Consider the following 16623-nt stretch of genomic DNA (forward strand, 5'->3'; position numbering starts at 1 on the left):
GGCGCGCGTCCTTGGGCGCCGCGGCCGACGCGTGCGCCCCGACAGCGAGGATTCGATGCCAGAGAGAGGCCTGATGGGCCTGCCCCCGGGTCCCGACCCGCGCCTGCCGGTCTGGGAGGTGCTGCTCGACGACGAGCGGGCCACCCGCGACATGGCGCGCTTCATCGCCGACGAGCTGAAGCCCGGCGACCTCGTCACGCTGTCGGGCGGGCTCGGCGCGGGCAAGACGACGTTGGCGCGCGCCATCGTCCGCGCGCTCGCCGGCGACCCCGCGCTCGAGGTGCCGAGCCCCACCTTCACGCTGATGCAGACCTACGAGACGCGCAGGGCGCCCGTGGTCCACGCCGACTTCTACCGGCTCTCCTCCTCCGACGAGCTCGTCGAGCTCGGCTGGGACGAGGCGACGGAGAGCGCCATCGCGCTCGTCGAATGGCCCGACCGGGCCGCCGCGGCGCTCTCGGCGTCGCGCCTCGACATCACGCTCGAGATCGTGGCGCACGACGGCGGCGAGGCCCGCGTCGCGATCCTGGTCGGCGTCGGCGCCTTCGGCGAGCGGCTGGTGCGGGCCCGCGCGCTCAAGGGACTGCTCGCCCGGGCCGGCTGGTCCGGCGCGCGCCGCGCCCCGATGACGGGTGACGCCTCGACCCGCGCCTACGAGCGGCTGACCCGCGACGGAGGCGAGACGGCGGTCCTGATGATCGCCCCGCGCCGCCCGGACGGTCCGCCGATCCGCCAGGGCAAGCCCTACAGCGCCATCGCGCGCCTGGCCGAGAGCGTCCACGCCTTCGTCGCGATCGACCGCGGCCTGCGCTCGCTCGGCCTCTCCGCCCCGCGCATCCTGGGCGAGGCGCTCGACGAGGGGCTGCTGCTCCTGGAGGACCTCGGCGACGAGCCGGTCGTGGACGCCGACGGCGCGATCCCCGAGCGCTACGCCGAGGCGGCGCGGCTCCTCGTCGAGATCCACACGACGACGCTTCCGCACGTGCTCCCCGTGGCCGACGAGATCGAGCACCCGGTACCGCCCTACGACGAGGCCGCGCTGTCGATCGAGGTCGAGCTGTTCGTCGACTGGTACCTGCGCTTCCGCGTCGGCCACGAGCTCACCGCGGCCGCCCGTGCCGAGTTCCTCGCCGCCTGGCGGGAGGTCTTCGCCCTCCTGGACGAGGCGCCGGCGACCTGGTGCCTGCGCGACTACCACTCGCCCAACCTGATCTGGCTCCCCGAGCGTGCGGGCATCGCCCGCGTCGGGCTGATCGACTTCCAGGACGCGGTGCTGGGCAACCCCGCCTACGACCTCGTCTCGCTCGCTCAGGACGCGCGGGTCGACGTCGCGCCCGAGCTCGAGCTCAGGCTGCTCTCGCTCTACGCCCGCGAGCGGCGCGCGCGCGACCCCGGCTTCGACGTCGCCGCCTTCGCCCGCGACTACGCCATCCTGGGCGCGCAGCGGGCGACGAAGTGCCTGGGCATCTTCACCCGCCTCGACCGGCGCGACCGCAAGCCCGGCTACCTCGCCCACCTGCCGCGGCTCGAGGCCGTGCTCGCGCGCAACCTCGCACACCCCGCACTCGCCCGCCTCAAGGCGTGGTACGAGGCGCACGCGCCGCGCATTGCGGCGGAGCCCGGCTCCGCAACCCCCTCGTGACGATGACCTCATGACCACGCCCCGCCCCACCACGGCCATGGTCCTCTCCGCCGGCTACGGCCGGCGCATGCGCCCGCTCACCACGACGACCCCCAAGCCGCTGGTGCGGCTCGGTGGCAGGGCCCTGATCGACCACGCGCTCGCTCGCCTCGCCGCGGCGGGCGTCGAGACCGCGGTCGTCAACGTGCACTACCTCGCCGACCTGCTGGAGGCCCATTGCGCGCGGCGCACCGCGCCGCCGGCGCTCGTCGTCGCGGACGAGCGGGAGCGGCTGCTCGACACCGGCGGCGGCATCAAGGCCGCGCTGCCGCGGCTCGGGCCGGGGCCGTTCCTGGTCCACAACACCGATTCCGCCTGGCTCGAGGGCCCGCGCAGCAACATCGCGCGGCTCGTCGACCTCTACGACCCGCAGCGCATGGACATCGCGCTGCTGCTCGCCGCCACGGCGGGATCCATCGGCTTCGACGGCCCGGGTGATTTCGAGATGGACGGCGAGGGCCGCCTGACCCGCCGGCGCGAGCGGGCGGTTGCGCCCTTCGCCTATGCGGGCGTGGCGATCCTCTCGCCGGCCCTGTTCGCGGACACGCCCGAAGGGCCGTTCTCGCTCAATCTGCTGTTCGATCGCGCCGAGCGCGCCGGGCGGCTCCACGGCCTGCGCCTCGACGGCACCTGGCTCCACGTCGGCGACCCGCGCGCGCTCGCGGAAGCGGAGGAGCGCATGGCGACGGCGGGCTGACCGCCGCCGCCGGCCCGCGACGCGGATCGTCTTAGCCTGTTCTTAAGCCGTCGGCTCTATCCCTACGCTCGTCTTCCCAAGTGGAATTGGGACTGGGGAATTGGGGCCGCACATGCATATCGTGGTCGTGGACTCGAGCCGGGTCGTCCTGAAGATGGTCGCGGGCCTGCTCGCCCCGAAGGGTCACCAGGTCGAGACCTTCACCGACAGCCGCGAGGCGCTCGCCTTCGTCACCGACACGCCGAGCGTGGACGCGCTGATCACCAGCCTGGAGACCCGCCCGATCGGCGGCTTCGAGCTGTGCTGGTCGGCCCGCCTGCTCGCCGAGGACCGCCGGCCCCTCTACATCATCGCGATGTCGTCGACCGACAACGCGCGCAACCTCTCCGAAGCGCTCGATTCGGGCGCGGACGACTTCCTCTCCAAGCCCCCTGTGGCGGAGGAGCTGAACGCGCGCCTGCGCGCCGCCCAGCGCCTCACCACGCTCCAGCGCGAGCTGATCCGGCTGGCCGAGACCGATTCGCTCACCGGCCTGCTCAACCGCGGCGCCTTCATCCACCGCCTCGGCGAGGCCGCGCGCCGGCACGGGCCGCAGGGGCGGCTGGCGCTGATCGGCATCGATCTCGATCACTTCAAGAAGATCAACGACGGCCACGGCCACGCGGTGGGCGACGCCGCCATCCGCGCCGCCGGCGAGGTGCTCGCCGCGGTGGCCCGCGACCACAAGGGCTTCGCCGGCCGCGTCGGCGGCGAGGAATACGCGCTCGCGCTCCCCGGCATGCGCGGCATGGAGGCCTCCGACGTCGCCAACACCCTGCGCGGCAAGATCTCCGAGATCCGCGTGCGCGGCCGCTCCGGCCCGGTGAAGTTCACCGCGAGCCTCGGCGTCGGCGAATGGTCCGACGGCGAGACGGTCGAGGGCCTGATGAAGCGCGCCGACCTCGCCCTGTTCGACGCCAAGGCCAACGGCCGCGACCGCGTTATGACGGCGTTCTCGGACGTGTACGTGTCGCGGGTGGGGTGAGGGGTCAGCGGGCAGGAGGAGAGGCTTCGTCTTCCGGGGGAGACGTCTTGGCGAGACGGCTGGCGAAGTAGAGGGCCTTCTGCTCCTCGGTGGCGAGGTAGGACTCGACGTCGCTGCCCACGATCGGTTCCGGATCGCCCTTCGCCCATTGCTGGGCACGGCCGTCGCTGCCTTTTCGTTTCTGCTTCTCGAAGAAGTCGCGATAGCGGAACGGCGCGATGCCGATGAAGGGCTCGAAGCGTACACGTCCATCGTCACAGTCCGCGGCTGAGGGCGCCGCAGGTCGACCGAGCACGATCTCGTCGGGATAGAGCTCTGCTGCGTAGCTCTTCGGATAGGGCTCGATATAAACGACGCGCCTGATCCCCGCGGCGATGATGTGCTTGGCGCAGAGGTGGCATGGAAAGGTCGTGCAGAACAGCGTGGCGTCCTTGAGCGAGATGCCGAGGCGGGCGGCATCGGTGATGGCGTTCATCTCCGCATGGATGATGCGGCCGTACTCGATCATGTCCATCAAGAGGAGCTGCTTGCCGAGGTCGATCCCTCGCTCGTCCGAGATGCGCTTCAGCAGTGCCCGAGAGTCGATACCCGTGTAGGTCTCTGCGACGACGCCAACCTTCGCGAGGTGGTGGAGCGCGTCCGTGAGGAGCTTGTGCTTGAACTCCTCGTTCGTGTCGGCTCCGCGGATGTACTCCCGCGACTCGGGCTCGTCCCCGTCCCAGTAGGTGCCGCCGCGGGGGCTCGGGACCTCGTTCGTGCCGAGCACCTTCACCTCCCCGTCGATGGAGAAGACCGCCGCGCCGACCTGCCGCGAGAGGTCGAGCGAGCGCAGGGCGGCCGACTTCGCCAGGTACATGCCGTGCTCGTCGCGGGAGGGCGAGGCGAAATTGTAGCCGAAGACGAGGCGGACGAGGCGCTCGACCGTCGCCTTGAGGTTTCCTGTTCGGTCGCCGTCTATGAAGACGTCGGCCAAGGGGAAAACGTCGCGCAGCCGCTGGCCATGCTCCACGGAGGCTTCGAACTCGTCCCGCTCGAGAAGCTTCAGGGCGCATACTTCGAAACGGTGGCCGCGCGTGGCGGCCGCGTCCTCGTCCCTCATGCGCTCGATGAGGCGCGTGCGACGCCGTGCCGTATCCGAGTGCACGGATATCTGCAGGACGCGCTTACCATAAACCTCCCTCAGCAAAGCGATTTCCTCGGGGCGCTTGAGTTGCCTGAGGATGTAGGCGACGCTTGGCGCGGGTTTCTTGGCGGAGCCCGTCTTCTTCTCTCGTTCGGAGCGGATCATCGTGAGCGCCGCATAGGCCATCGCGGCGTTCTCCTCGGTGCGCTTGCGCAACGCGTTGGCTCGCCTGATCAGGCGCAGAATCCGCTTCGCATAGCCCTCCGTCTTGGTCGGTGGCCCATCAACCTCAGTGAGGAAGTCGGTGAGATGAATCTGGATCGCGTCGTAGCCGACGCGTTTCAGCTGCTCCGCCAGTTCGGCCTGAACGGCTTCCTGGTCGGAGCCCACCGGCGCACAGAGGCAGAAAACCAGCTCCGGCCCACCCTTCGCTTCGCTGCTCGGCATCGGTGTCGCTTCGTTCCGAGATTGGCACATTCCCGACTGCCGGGCGTTGATGAATCTGCTAACCTGATTCGCGTATGAAAAGACAGATGCGACGGGAGGTCGAGATGGCGGAACGTGCGAGCTACGAACGCGGATGGTTCGCCGACCAGATGCTGGCGCTCGTCGATGCGGAGCCGTCTTTCGTGTCGTCGCTCGAGAAGCAGATCGACCGACCCGCGATCCGTGCCTATGCCATGCGCCTCAAGGCGCAGGCGGAAGCCGAGAAGCGAGCGGCCGCGGAGCCCGCCGGGAACGGCTCCGGCCGCGACGGGCCCGCCGCAGGCTGAGCCCGGTCGCCTCCTCGCCTCTCTCCCCTTGCCCCCCGCCCCGCCCCGGTGTGAACTCCCTCCCGAACGCTAGGCACCTGCGCAGAGCACTGCGCCACGCTCCCGGGAGGACCACCATGCGCGCCATCGTCGTCGAGAAGGCCGAGACCGGCACGACCGCCGCCCTGACGGACTTTCCCGAGAGCGAGCTGATGGAGGGGGACGTCACCCTGCGCGTCTCCCACTCCACCGTGAACTACAAGGACGGGCTCGCCCTGACCGGGCGCATGCCCGTCGTGCGGCGCTTCCCCATGATCGGCGGCATCGACGCGGCGGGGGTGGTCGAGACCTCGACGCATCCGGATTGGAAGCCCGGCGACGCGGCGATCCTCACTGGATGGGGCGTCGGCGAGACGCATCTGGGGGGCTACGCCGAGAAGGTGCGCGTGCCCGGAGGCTGGCTCGTGCCGCTCCCCGCGGGGATGGACGCCGCGCGCGCCATGGCGCTCGGCACCGCCGGCCTCACCGCCGCTCTGTGCGTGCTCGCGCTCGAGCGCCACGGCCTGACGCCGGAGGCCGGCCCGGCGCTGGTGACGGGCGCCGCCGGCGGCGTCGGCTCGGTGGCGGTGGCGCTGCTGGCGAAGGCCGGCTGGCGGGTGATCGCCGCGACCGGCCGGCCGGAGGAGGCGGCCTACCTCGAGGGGCTCGGCGCCGCCGAGATCGTGGCGCGCGCCGAGCTGACGGGGCCGGTCAAGCCGCTCGCCAAGGCGCGCTGGGCGGCGGGCGTCGATACGGTCGGCGGCGCGATGCTCGCCAACGCCCTCTCGATGACGCAGCCCGACGGCGCGATCGCCGCCTGCGGCAATGCCGGCGGCATGGACCTGCCGACCTCGGTCGCGCCCTTCATCCTGCGCGGCGTGGCGCTCCTCGGCGTCAACTCCGTCCCCGCCCCCATCCCCCTGCGCCGCGCCGCCTGGGACCGCCTCGCCCGCGACGTCGATCCTGCGATCCTCGACGCCATGACGACGACGATTCCGCTCGAGGACGTGATCGCCACGGCCGACGAGATCCTCGCCGGGCGGGTGCGCGGGCGGATCGTGGTGGAGGTGGGGTGAGGCGGCTCAGCCGGCGACCGGGGTGAGCGGGCGCTCGCGGCGCGTCTTCAGCCAGGCCTCGTTCTCGAGGAGCGCGATCCGGCCGAGCTCGTGCACGATGGCGCGCGCCTCGTCCTCGCGCTCGGGCCGGGGGCGATTCGAGCCTTCGTCCCAGATCGCCGCGAGCGCCTCCTCGGCGCGGTGGAAGGCGCGGTAGGCGTCGCGATAGGCGAGCGCCTCCGCCTCCCAGCCGAGCTTCTCGGCGAGATAGCGCCAGGCGCCGGCGACGGCGTTGAGCAGGACGACGAGGACGATGGCGGCGTACTTGGCCGCGGTGGAGGCGGACAGGTCGGCGAAGCCGGCATCGACGAGGGCGTGCCCGAGCCCGGCGGCGGCGAGTCCCAGCGCGGCGGCCGCCGGCAGCGCGAAGGCGAGCGAGACGAGGACGGGCCACACGCCCCGGAAACGCGGCGAGACGACGTCGCGGACGGTCGCGACCACGGCGGCGGCGGTGATGCCCCCGACGAGGCTCCACCAGCCGAGGAGCATGCCCGATGCTTCGAACGGCTTCTTGACCCCGGGGACGCCGAGCCAGACGAGGAGCAGCGCCGCCAGCACGCCCGACGTCACGACGAGGAACCAGCTCTGGCGCTCGGCGCGCGCGGCGTGCGTCTCGCGGTCCTCCGCGTTGCGCTCGAAGTACCAGATCTGGCTGCCGATCCAGTCCTTCGGAGGCTTCTCCAGCGTCCCGAGCTTCGCGCGCGGCGTCCCGCCGCCTTCACGCACCCGGCTCCATTCCGCATCGGCGGGCGGCGTCCGCATCGCCTCGGCGGTCGTGCGACTCAGCCAGATCCAGGTCAGGATGCCGGTGACCCCGTCGCGGATACGGGCGAGGTCGCGATCGACGCCCTGGAGATGCTCACGGTCGACGCGCTCGGGCGAGCCCGCGCTCCACCACGCGTTCTGGACGCGCAGCATCTCCGCTACCGCGCGATAGTCCTCCGCGCGGGGCTGCCAGCGCCGCCGCCCGGCGAGGAGGGCGACCGCGCCGATGGCGAGAAGGAGCACCAGGTATCCGATCAGGACGGATGGATCGCTCGGCCTGAACTTCGCGAAGGTCTCGTAGACCGCGACTGCGCCGACGAAGAGGAGCGCGAGCGCCCAGAAGGCGCGCTCGGATGGCTTCTTGGCGCCGCGCGATGCGAAGCTCAGCGTGCTGCGCGCCCGCTCGAGCGCGGCGATCGCGCTCGCGTCCGCGCGCATCGGCGTCGCCCGGCTCGCGACCTCGCGGCCGTACCGGTCGAAGGCGCGCGCCAGGCGCAGCGACGGATGCCCCGCCTCGACCGTCGGCGGCTGCGGCTTCTCGTGACCGCCCGGCGGAGGCGGCTCGATCGGCCTGAGCGCCGACACCGGATAGGTGAGCGCCGGCCAGAAGCGACGCCGCTCGGGCCGCCAGTCCTCCGTCGGGTCGATCAGCCAGACGGACCGGCTCGGCGGCGGCAGGACCGGCGACCATGCCTGCCGCAGCACGGTGCTGCGTCGCGCGACCGCGCGCCCGGCGGCGTCGGGGAGGCCGTGGCGGCGCGTGGCGACGACGCGGATCGTGCTGCCGTCCGTCAGCGCGCCGTCCTCGGCGGGTGCGCCGGCGATCCCCTTCGCCCGGCGCGCCATCTCCGTCTCGGCGGCGCCCGGCTCGGTCACCGCGACGAGGAGCGTCGCGGCCTCCGCGATCCATTGGCCCACCTGCTCGTAATGCGCATGGCGCCCGCTCCGATCGTAGCCGCTCGCGTCTCGCGAGAGCGGGCCGGTCCCGGCGAGCGGTGGCAGGACGCGCACCAGCACCTCGGGCTCGGGCGTGCGCAGCAGCGCCTCGAAGTCCTCCCGCTGCCGTTCGCACCAGGCGACGAAGGCCGCGTGCTCCGTCTCGGCGAGACTCGTGGGCGGCGCGAAATCCTCGCGGAAGAGATCGGGCGCGAAGGGCAGGATCGCCGCGACGCGCCACAGCGCTCCTGTCGCGCGCGCGGCCCGCGCGGCGATCAGGTCCGCGCCCATGGCCGCGCCGGTTAGGAGGAGCTTCGGCGTGTCCGGAAAGTCGCCGTCGAGCCGCGCGAAGACCGCGGCGAGGCGCGCTTCCACCGTCGCCGCGCGGGCTTGGTTGACCGTGGCCGACGTCCGATCGAAGAAGCGCTGGCCGGTCACGCCGACCAGGAGCGGCTGCGCCTCGCTCCACAGACGCGCGGCGCTCTCGGCCCCGTAGGCGTCGAGCGGGATGCCGGTGCGCACGATCCCCGGCTCAGCGCCCGCCGAGCCGCGCCTCGATCTCGGCCAGCATGGCCGCGACCTCGGTGCGCTTGGGCGGGGTCTCGACGTCCTTGAAGACGACGCGCCCCTGGAAGCGGGCGCGGTCGAAGCTCGCCTCGTCGGCGAAGGCCGCGCCCTCGAACCAGGCGTTGCGGCCGAAGCGGGCGCGGTCGAACCGCGCCGGCCCGCCGAAGCGGGCGGTGTCGAAGCCCGCGTTGTCGGCGAAGTCGACGTCGGAGAAGTCCGCCCCGTCGGCGTAGGTGACGTTGCCGAGCCCGGCCTCGCCGGCGAAGGAGGCCCCGGAGAAGTCGACCGGGCCCGCGAAGGACCCGCCGCGGAACCAGGCGTCCTTGGCGAAGCGCGCGGCGGCGAAGGAGACGCCGGCGCGGAAGGAGACGTCCCGGAACTCGGCCGAGCGGGCGAAGGCGGCGTCGGCGAAGGTCGCGGGGGCGGAGAACACGGCGCGCTCGAAGGTCGCCTCGCGGCCGAACACCGCACCCGTCGCGTCCACGGGACCGTGGAACTGCGCGGCGGACGCCCAGATCCCCATCGGCAGCCGGGCGCCCGCGAGCCGCAGCGCGCCGGGCACCACGGCGCCGCCGAGGTCGATCGAGAGATCGGCCGCGCCGCCGAGGTCCACCGCCGCCGCGAAGGCGAAGAGCCGCGTCGCCCGCGGGCTATCTGCGAAGGCGGGGGCGAGCTGGAGCATCTCCATCGCCCACGGGTTCCACCGGCCGATCCCCGCCGCGAGCCGCTCCCGCGCCGCGGCGTCGCGCGCCGCGCCGGCGGCGGCCGGCGGCGCGCCGACGGGCGTGGCGCAGGCGCTCTCGGCGGCGTCGAGATGGGGCTCGAGCCAGGGGACGAGGCGCAGGAGGGCGGTGCGGGGGGAGCGAGAGAGGAGCATGATGCGGCGTCCCGGGTGAATGCCCGGGATGATAGCGCAACTGCGAGCCGTTAAGAAGATGGTAAGGGATCCGAATGCGGATTCGGACGACGAGCGAGGGATCGCGATGGCCGGGACGAGCGGGACCTGGGGCGGGCGCAACGGGGTGACGGGCATCCGCATCCTGCTCGTCGGCGTGCGCTCGCCGATCAACACCGGCATGATCCTGCGCGTCGCCGAGACCTACGAGGCGGACGTCGCGCTCACCGGCGCCGACGACGTGCTGGACGACCCCGTGCGCCTGCAGACGATCCGTGACTTCTCCTGCGGGGCGCTCGAGCGGCGCGGCTTCACCCGTCTCGCGGGTCTCGAGGCCGCGCGCGCCTGGATCGGGGAGGGACGGCTCGTCGCCACGACGATCGCGGCCGATGCCGTCGAGCTGCCGGCGTTCGCCTTCCGCCCGGGCGACGTGATCGCCTTCGGCTCGGAATACGACGGCCTCGACCCCGCCTTCGCGGCGGCGGCGGACGTGGCGCTGACGATCCCTATGCCGGACGTGTTCACGCCCAAGCCGCCGACGGCCAACCCGATCGATCCCGGCCGCACGGCGCCGCCGTCCAACGACGGGCGGCCCAACCTCAACGTCGCGATGTCGGTGGGGATCGCGTGCTACGCGGCGTATTGCGCGGGGGTGGCGGGGGCCGGCTAGGCGGCGGGGGTGCCGTTGCCGCTGCGGCCGGGATCGCGGCGCCGGCGGTCGGCCTCGAAGTCCGCCGGATCGAGATCGAACAGGCGGCAGAGCCGCTCCACGCTCATCACCGGCAGTGCCACGATCTCGGATCGGTTCGAAGCCGAGGTCGCCTCTCCTCCATCGCCGGCGCTTCGCGTCGGTTCTCGGCCGCTGGGCCGCGACGCCCGATACGCGTCGAGGCTGATGATCGTCGCCATGCGATTCTCCGTGGCACCGGTGCCGTCGGCAGAATCGCGTGCCGCACGTTAACAAGCGGTTACCGAACCGTCGAATGCGAGAGGCGATTCCGGATCGGCGCGCTTCGTCAACGCATCCGGGGTTGCTTCACTGATGGAAGTATGAATATGGTTAACGAAATGTAGGGTGCGTCGCGTCTCCTGGTTCGGCAGCGTGCGGGGGGTCGTTTCGCCATGGCGAAGACGAGGCACTTCAAGGCATTCGTGATCAGCCCGATCGGCAAGGAAGGCAGCCCCGAGCGGGCGCACGCCGACTGGGTCTTCGAGGAGATCATCGCGAAGGCGTGCGAGCGGCTTCGCCCGCAATACGACATCCATGTCGTGCGTGCCGATCACGAGGAGCGAACGGGATCCGTGATGGGTCGCGTCCTCCAGAACATCCTGCACCACGACCTCGTGATCGCGGTCCTCGCCTTCGAGCGGCCGAACGTGTACTACGAGCTCGCGCTCGCCCACGCCGCCGCCCGCAACGTCATCATGCTGCGCTCGGAGAATCCGCGGGAGCCGCGTCACTTCGACGTGACCGACATGAACGTCGAGTCCTACGACTATCAGGCCGGACGGGCCGCTCCCGAGAAGCTCATCGCAAGGCTCGTCAAGTACATCGAGAACACGCTCGATGAGCCCATCCATCGGGAGAAAGCGTTCGACAAGTACGATCCGTTCGGCCGGGTGTTCAGGGAGTATCGCTTCTACGACGAGTTTCGACATCTCGCCGTCAAGGAGGTGAATGTCGAGGAGATGCAACAGAAGAATATCGTCCACTATTCAGATTATTTCCTCAATGCGAACGAATTTTTGACGCTGACTGGCATAACGCTGAAGCACTTCACGCATCCGCGCTTCACCTATACGAGGCCGGACGGCGACCTCATGACGTTCTCGGACGTCCTCCAGTACCTCATCACCGTGAAGGGCGTCGACGTGCGTGCGGTCATGCTTCATCCGAGCAATCCGACGCTGCCAGCGATGCTGTCCTACGACGGGCCGGACAAGTTCAAGGCCAGCGTGCAGCAGGTCAAGGACGAATGCCGCGAGGCCTTCAAGGCGTGGAAGCGGATCGCGAAGGTGCTCGAGCGCCAGCCGACCTCCGACAAGGCGCCCAAGCGCGGCTCGCTCGAGATCATCCAGCTCCGCCACAGCCCGATGCGCTACCGGATGACGCTCACCGACGGCTCGCTCCTGCTGACGCCGTATTTCAACCAGATCCCCTACAATGGGCAATCGCCGTCGCTGGCGGTCACCTCGACGGCGGCCTTCTACAGGGCCATCAAGGAAGATCTGGACGTGCTGATCAGGGACGATCGGCGCGCGCCGCCCGGAGACGTGGCGGCCACGGGCGGCGGGACGTGACGAGAGCCCCGGTTCCCCCCGACCCCGAACCATGCTAACCGCCCGCGGAACCCTCAAGCCCCGCGGGACCCTCCATCATGCCCACCCGTAAAGAGCGCGTCACCCGCGCGCTCCTCTCCGTCTCCGACAAGACCGGCATCGTCGACTTCGCCCGGGCGCTCGCCGCGCGCGGGGTGGCGCTCGTGTCCACCGGCGGCACCCATCGGGCGCTGGCGGAGGCGGGGCTCGCGGTCACGGAGGTGTCGGATCTCACCGGCTTCCCGGAGATGATGGACGGGCGGGTGAAGACGCTGCATCCGAAGGTGCACGGCGGGCTGCTCGCCCGGCGGGCGGACCCGCAGCACCAGGCCGCCATGCTCGCCCACGGCATCGCCGAAATCGACCTCCTCGTCGTCGACCTCTATCCGTTCGAGGCGACGCTGGCCGGGGGCGGCGACTACGAGGCCTGCGTGGAGAACATCGACATCGGCGGCCCGGCGATGATCCGCGCGGCGGCGAAGAACCACGAGAGCGTCGCCGTCGTGGTCGACCCCGCCGACTATGGGACGATCCTCGCGGAACTCGAGAGCCACGACGGCGCCACCACGCTGACGCTGCGCAAGCGCCTCGCCCAGAAGGCCTACGCCCGCACCGCCGCCTACGACGCGGCGATCTCGAACTGGCTCGCGGACGCGCTCGCCGTCGAGGCGCCGACCTTCCGCGCGGTGGGCGGGCGGCTCGCCGAGGCCATGCGCTACGGCGAGAACCCCCACCAGAAGGCGGCCTTCTACCGCACCGGCGAGGCCCGCCCCGGCGTCGCCACCGCCCGCCAGGTGCAGGGCAAGGCGCTCTCCTACAACAACATCGCCGACACCGACGCCGCCTACGAGTGCGTGGCGGAGCTCGATCCGGCGCAGAGCGCGGCGGTCGTGATCGTCAAGCACGCCAACCCCTGCGGCGTCGCCACCGGCGCGACGCTGGCGGACGCCTACGACCGCGCGCTCGCCTGCGACCCGGTCTCCGCCTTCGGCGGCATCGTCGCCGTCAACCGGACGCTCGACGCCGAGGCGGCGGCGAAGATCGTCGAGGTCTTCACCGAGGTGATCATCGCGCCGGACGCCACCGAGGAGGCGCTTCGCATCGTCGCCGCCAAGAAGAACCTGCGCCTGCTGCTCGCCGGCGCTCTTCCCGATCCGCGGGCGAAGGGGCTCGCCGTGCGCACCGTCGCCGGCGGGCTGCTGGTGCAGGAGCGCGACCGCGCGGTCGTCTCCGACATGACGCTCACCGTCGTCTCGAAGCGCCAGCCCACCGCGCGGGAGATGGCGGACCTCGCCTTCGCCTTCCGGGTGGCCAAGCACGTCAAGTCGAACGCCATCGTCTACGCCCGCGACGGGGCCACCGTCGGCATCGGCGCGGGGCAGATGAGCCGGGTGGACTCGTCGCGCATCGCCGCCTGGAAGGCGGGCGAGGCGGCGCGCGCGCTCGGCATCCCCGAGAGCCTGGCGAAGGGCTCGGTGGTGGCGTCGGACGCCTTCTTCCCCTTCGCCGACGGGCTGCTGGCGGCGGCCGAGGCCGGCGCCACGGCCGTGATCCAGCCCGGCGGCTCGATGCGCGACGCCGAGGTGATCGCCGCCGCCGACGAGGCGGGGCTCGCGATGGTGTTCACGGGGCACCGGCACTTCCGGCATTGAACATGGGTAGATAGCCCGCGCACGCCACCTCGGGCGGCGCACAAGACGTCGGGTCCGCATGCCTCCCCACGGTGCGTTCCACTCCGGATGGAAATGCAGCGGGAGGTCTGCGACAGCTTGACCCTGCCATGCCTTTGTGGCCACATGGCCGCGCACGAGGCGGGGCGGTGTGCATGAGCGGTGGCATCATCCTCGAGACGCGGGGCCTGACGAAGGAATTCAAGGGTTTCGCCGCGGTCTCGGGCGTCCACCTGAAGGTGCGGCGTGGGGCGATCCATGCTCTGATCGGCCCCAACGGCGCCGGCAAGACCACCTGCTTCAACCTGATCACCAAGTTCCTGGAGCCGACGCGCGGGACGATCCTGTTCGGCGGGCGCGACGTCACCCGCGCGAAGCCGGCCGACGTGGCGAAGATGGGCATGGTGCGCAGCTTCCAGATCTCGGCGACCTTCGGCAATCTCACGCTGCTCGAGAACGTGCGCGTCGCGCTGCAGCGCAAACTCGGCACCTCCTTCCACTTCTGGCGCTCGGAGCGCTCGCTGTCGGCCCTCGACGCGCGGGCTACGGCGCTGCTCGAGGACGTGGGCCTCGCCGACTACCGGAACCTGACGGCGAACGAGCTGCCCTACGGGCGCAAGCGCGCGCTCGAGATCGCCACGACCCTCGCCCTCGATCCCGAGATGCTGCTGCTCGACGAGCCGACCTCGGGCATGGGGCGCGAGGACATCGGCCGCACCGCGGCGCTGATCCGCCGCGTCGCGATGGACCGCACCGTGCTGATGGTCGAGCACAACCTCTCGGTCGTCGCCGACCTCTCCGACACGATCACCGTGCTCGCCCGCGGGGAGATCCTGGCGCAGGGCTCCTACGCGGAGGTCTCGACCGACCCGCGGGTGGTGGAGGCGTACATGGGCACGGGGATGGGCACGGGGATGGGCACGGGGGCGGGGACCGGTGCGGACGCGAGCGGGGCGGCGCAGGCCCATGGCTGAGGCGACGACGACGACGAGCCGCGGAGGGGACGCCGGCGGCGTCGCGAGCCCTCTCCTGCGCGTGCGCGATCTCGACGCCTGGTACGGCGAGAGCCACGTGCTGCACGGCATGGCGTTCGAGATCGCGGCGGGCGAGGTCGTGACGCTGCTCGGGCGCAACGGCGCCGGCAAGACCACGACGATGCGCGCGATCATGGGCATGCTGCGCCAGCGCACGGGCTCGATCGTCTTCGACGGGGTCGAGACCATGGCGCTGCGCTCCGACAGGATCGCGCGGCTCGGGATCGGCTACGTGCCGGAGGAGCGCGGCATCTTCGCGAGCCTCGACGTGCGCGAGAACCTGGAGCTGCCACCGGTGGTCAAGCCCGGCGGCATGAGCGTCGCGGAGGTCTACGCGCTGTTCCCGCGCCTCCGGGAGCGCCGGGCGAGCCAGGGCACCAAGCTCTCCGGCGGCGAGCAGCAGATGCTCGCCATCGCCCGCGTGCTGCGCACCGGAGCGACGCTGCTGCTGCTCGACGAGCCGACGGAGGGGCTCGCGCCGGTCATCGTGCAGCAGATCGGCGCCATCATCCGCGCGCTCAAGGAGAAGGGCTTCACCATCCTGCTCGTCGAGCAGAACTTCCACTTCGCCGCCACCGTCGCCGATCGGCACTACGTCGTCGAGCACGGGCAGGTGGTGGAGATGTTCCGCAACGAGGAGATCGGCTCCAGCATGAAGACGCTGCAGGACTATCTCGGCGTCTGAAGAAGAATGTCGCGGCGTCCGGGCCGCGCCGCAACCGAAGGGAGAACGACCATGACGAACCGCATGCTCCTCGCCGGCCTCTCCGCGCTCGCGCTCGGCGCGGCGGGCGACGCCGCCGCGCAGACCGAGGTGACGATCGGCGTCCTCAACGACCAGTCGGGCCTCTATTCCGATCTCACCGGCCAGGGCTCGGTCTGGGCCGCGCGCGAGGCGATCGCGGACTTCGATCCCGCCGCGCACGGGCTTTCGGTCGAGCTCGTCTTCGCCGACCACCAGAACAAGCCGGACGTCGGCTCCTCCGTGGCGCGGCAATGGTACGACGTCGACGGCGTCGACATGATCGTCGACGTGCCGACCTCGTCGGTGGCGCTCGCCATCAACGAGCTCACCCGCGAGCGCAACAAGGTGTTCCTGTCGTCGGGCGCGGCGACGTCGGACCTCACCGGCAAGGCCTGCTCGCCCAACACCGTGCACTGGACCTACGACACCTGGTCGCTCGCCAACGGCACCGGCAAGGCGATCGTCGAGACCGGCGGGGAGAGCTGGTTCTTCATCACGGCGGACTACGCCTTCGGCCACGCGCTCGAGCGCGACACCGCGGCGGTCGTGGAGGCGAACGGCGGCGCGGTGGTGGGCACCGTGCGCCACCCGTTCCCGGGCTCGGACTTCTCGTCCTTCCTCCTCCAGGCGCAGGCCTCGGGCGCGCAGATCATCGGGCTCGCCAACGCCGGCGGCGACACGGTCAACACCGTCAAGCAGGCGGCGGAGTTCGGCATCGTCCAGTCCGGCCAGAGCCTCGCGGCGCTCCTGATGTTCCTCACCGACGTGCACGCGCTCGGCCTGCCTGCGGCGCAGGGCCTGATCTTCACCGAGGCCTGGTACTGGGACCTGAACGACGCCAACCGCGCCTTCGCGGAGGAGTTCGCCGCCGCCAACGACGGCCGGCATCCCACGATGGTCCATGCCGGCGTCTACTCGGCCGTGACCCACTACCTCAAGGCCGTCGCCGAGGTCGGCTCGGCGGAGGACGGCGCCGCCGTCGTCGCGGCGATGAAGGAGATGCCGACCAGCGACCGGCTCTTCGGCGAGGGCGAGATTCGGCAGGACGGGCGCAAGATCCACGACATGTACCTGTTCGAGGTGAAGGCGCCGGAGGAGTCGGAAGGCCCGTGGGACTACTACCGCCTGCGCGCCACGATCCCCGCGGCGGAGGCCTTCCGCCCGCTCGCCGAGGGCGAGTGCCCGCTGGTGAACTGATCGCGCGGCGCGGGGCAGGGTCCGGCCCCGCCCCGCGCCCGCCGCTCCCGTCCGTTCGTCCACC

The 16623-nt window shown here is 71.5% G+C and carries 15 protein-coding genes; 11 read left to right on the forward strand and 4 right to left on the reverse strand.

What is annotated here, in order from left to right:
* The first annotated feature begins 55 nt into the window (after positions 1–55).
* The 3 genes from tsaE to ACTZWW_RS09985 all read left to right on the forward strand — a co-directional run bounded on the left by tsaE (position 56) and on the right by ACTZWW_RS09985 (position 3402).
* A complete protein-coding gene (gene tsaE / locus ACTZWW_RS09975; protein WP_444780798.1) occupies positions 56–1642 on the forward strand; it encodes a tRNA (adenosine(37)-N6)-threonylcarbamoyltransferase complex ATPase subunit type 1 TsaE in 1587 nt (528 codons plus the stop codon).
* 10 nt (positions 1643–1652) lie between these two features.
* A complete protein-coding gene (locus tag ACTZWW_RS09980) occupies positions 1653–2378 on the forward strand; it encodes a nucleotidyltransferase family protein (RefSeq protein ID WP_444780799.1) in 726 nt (241 codons plus the stop codon).
* A 112-nt stretch (positions 2379–2490) separates the two neighbouring features.
* Complete coding sequence (locus ACTZWW_RS09985; protein WP_444780800.1) at positions 2491–3402, forward strand: GGDEF domain-containing response regulator; 912 nt, start codon at positions 2491–2493, stop codon at positions 3400–3402.
* Positions 3403–3406: 4 nt separating this feature from the next.
* Here ACTZWW_RS09985 and ACTZWW_RS09990 read toward each other — a convergent pair whose 3' ends face one another.
* A complete protein-coding gene (locus ACTZWW_RS09990) occupies positions 3407–4972 on the reverse strand; it encodes an anti-phage dCTP deaminase (RefSeq protein WP_444780801.1) in 1566 nt (521 codons plus the stop codon).
* A gap of 104 nt (positions 4973–5076) precedes the next feature.
* Here ACTZWW_RS09990 and ACTZWW_RS09995 point away from each other — a divergent pair, with 104 nt between their 5' ends.
* Complete coding sequence (locus ACTZWW_RS09995; RefSeq protein ID WP_444780802.1) at positions 5077–5298, forward strand: hypothetical protein; 222 nt, start codon at positions 5077–5079, stop codon at positions 5296–5298.
* Positions 5299–5414: 116 nt separating this feature from the next.
* On the forward strand, positions 5415–6392 hold the full coding sequence (gene acuI, locus ACTZWW_RS10000; RefSeq protein ID WP_444780803.1) for an acrylyl-CoA reductase (NADPH): 978 nt from the start codon (positions 5415–5417) through the stop codon (positions 6390–6392).
* Positions 6393–6398: 6 nt separating this feature from the next.
* On the opposite strand, the gene ACTZWW_RS10005 is transcribed toward acuI, so the two are convergent.
* Positions 6399–8654, reverse strand: a complete 2256-nt coding sequence (locus ACTZWW_RS10005) for a hypothetical protein (RefSeq protein WP_444780804.1) — start codon at positions 8652–8654, stop codon at positions 6399–6401.
* A 10-nt stretch (positions 8655–8664) separates the two neighbouring features.
* Positions 8665–9576 (reverse strand): pentapeptide repeat-containing protein, encoded by a 912-nt coding sequence (locus ACTZWW_RS10010; RefSeq protein ID WP_444780805.1) that lies wholly within the window; start codon positions 9574–9576, stop codon positions 8665–8667.
* 106 nt (positions 9577–9682) lie between these two features.
* Between ACTZWW_RS10010 and ACTZWW_RS10015 the strand changes: the two genes are divergently transcribed.
* Entirely contained in the window at positions 9683–10264 is a 582-nt protein-coding gene (locus tag ACTZWW_RS10015; RefSeq protein ID WP_444780806.1) for a TrmH family RNA methyltransferase, read from the forward strand.
* On the opposite strand, the gene ACTZWW_RS10020 is transcribed toward ACTZWW_RS10015, so the two are convergent.
* Positions 10261–10503 (reverse strand): hypothetical protein, encoded by a 243-nt coding sequence (locus ACTZWW_RS10020; protein ID WP_444780807.1) that lies wholly within the window; start codon positions 10501–10503, stop codon positions 10261–10263. The genes ACTZWW_RS10015 and ACTZWW_RS10020 overlap by 4 nt on opposite strands.
* A gap of 213 nt (positions 10504–10716) precedes the next feature.
* Here ACTZWW_RS10020 and ACTZWW_RS10025 point away from each other — a divergent pair, with 213 nt between their 5' ends.
* The 5 genes from ACTZWW_RS10025 (at position 10717) to ACTZWW_RS10045 (ending at position 16559) form a co-directional block, all read left to right on the forward strand.
* The gene (locus tag ACTZWW_RS10025) at positions 10717–11895 is read left to right on the forward strand and encodes a hypothetical protein (protein ID WP_444780808.1); all 1179 of its coding nucleotides are present in this window, start codon (positions 10717–10719) and stop codon (positions 11893–11895) included.
* Between the two features lie 77 nt (positions 11896–11972).
* Positions 11973–13565 (forward strand): bifunctional phosphoribosylaminoimidazolecarboxamide formyltransferase/IMP cyclohydrolase, encoded by a 1593-nt coding sequence (gene purH, locus ACTZWW_RS10030; protein WP_444780809.1) that lies wholly within the window; start codon positions 11973–11975, stop codon positions 13563–13565.
* Positions 13566–13738: 173 nt separating this feature from the next.
* Positions 13739–14557, forward strand: coding sequence for an ABC transporter ATP-binding protein (locus ACTZWW_RS10035; RefSeq protein WP_444780810.1), 819 nt, complete (start codon positions 13739–13741; stop codon positions 14555–14557).
* A complete protein-coding gene (locus tag ACTZWW_RS10040) occupies positions 14550–15302 on the forward strand; it encodes an ABC transporter ATP-binding protein (RefSeq protein WP_444780811.1) in 753 nt (250 codons plus the stop codon). The genes ACTZWW_RS10035 and ACTZWW_RS10040 overlap by 8 nt, the downstream gene beginning before the upstream one ends.
* Positions 15303–15353: 51 nt before the next feature.
* Positions 15354–16559, forward strand: a complete 1206-nt coding sequence (locus ACTZWW_RS10045; protein WP_444780812.1) for an ABC transporter substrate-binding protein — start codon at positions 15354–15356, stop codon at positions 16557–16559.
* Positions 16560–16623 lie beyond the last annotated feature (64 nt).

Origin of the sequence: Salinarimonas sp. NSM (assembly GCF_052380005.1) — a bacterium.
GTDB lineage: Bacteria > Pseudomonadota > Alphaproteobacteria > Rhizobiales > Beijerinckiaceae > Salinarimonas.

Bases quoted from the DNA above. Each gene is read 5' to 3' on its own strand.
- tsaE (WP_444780798.1), top strand. From the start codon at position 56: ATGCCAGAGAGAGGCCTGATGGGCCTGCCCCCGGGTCCCGACCCGCGC.
- ACTZWW_RS09980 (WP_444780799.1), top strand. From the start codon at position 1,653: ATGACCACGCCCCGCCCCACCACGGCCATGGTCCTCTCCGCCGGCTAC.
- ACTZWW_RS09985 (WP_444780800.1), top strand. From the start codon at position 2,491: ATGCATATCGTGGTCGTGGACTCGAGCCGGGTCGTCCTGAAGATGGTC.
- ACTZWW_RS09990 (WP_444780801.1), bottom strand. From the start codon at position 4,972: ATGCCGAGCAGCGAAGCGAAGGGTGGGCCGGAGCTGGTTTTCTGCCTC.
- ACTZWW_RS09995 (WP_444780802.1), top strand. From the start codon at position 5,077: ATGGCGGAACGTGCGAGCTACGAACGCGGATGGTTCGCCGACCAGATG.
- acuI (WP_444780803.1), top strand. From the start codon at position 5,415: ATGCGCGCCATCGTCGTCGAGAAGGCCGAGACCGGCACGACCGCCGCC.
- ACTZWW_RS10010 (WP_444780805.1), bottom strand. From the start codon at position 9,576: ATGCTCCTCTCTCGCTCCCCCCGCACCGCCCTCCTGCGCCTCGTCCCC.
- ACTZWW_RS10015 (WP_444780806.1), top strand. From the start codon at position 9,683: ATGGCCGGGACGAGCGGGACCTGGGGCGGGCGCAACGGGGTGACGGGC.
- ACTZWW_RS10020 (WP_444780807.1), bottom strand. From the start codon at position 10,503: ATGGCGACGATCATCAGCCTCGACGCGTATCGGGCGTCGCGGCCCAGC.
- ACTZWW_RS10025 (WP_444780808.1), top strand. From the start codon at position 10,717: ATGGCGAAGACGAGGCACTTCAAGGCATTCGTGATCAGCCCGATCGGC.
- purH (WP_444780809.1), top strand. From the start codon at position 11,973: ATGCCCACCCGTAAAGAGCGCGTCACCCGCGCGCTCCTCTCCGTCTCC.
- ACTZWW_RS10035 (WP_444780810.1), top strand. From the start codon at position 13,739: ATGAGCGGTGGCATCATCCTCGAGACGCGGGGCCTGACGAAGGAATTC.
- ACTZWW_RS10040 (WP_444780811.1), top strand. From the start codon at position 14,550: ATGGCTGAGGCGACGACGACGACGAGCCGCGGAGGGGACGCCGGCGGC.
- ACTZWW_RS10045 (WP_444780812.1), top strand. From the start codon at position 15,354: ATGACGAACCGCATGCTCCTCGCCGGCCTCTCCGCGCTCGCGCTCGGC.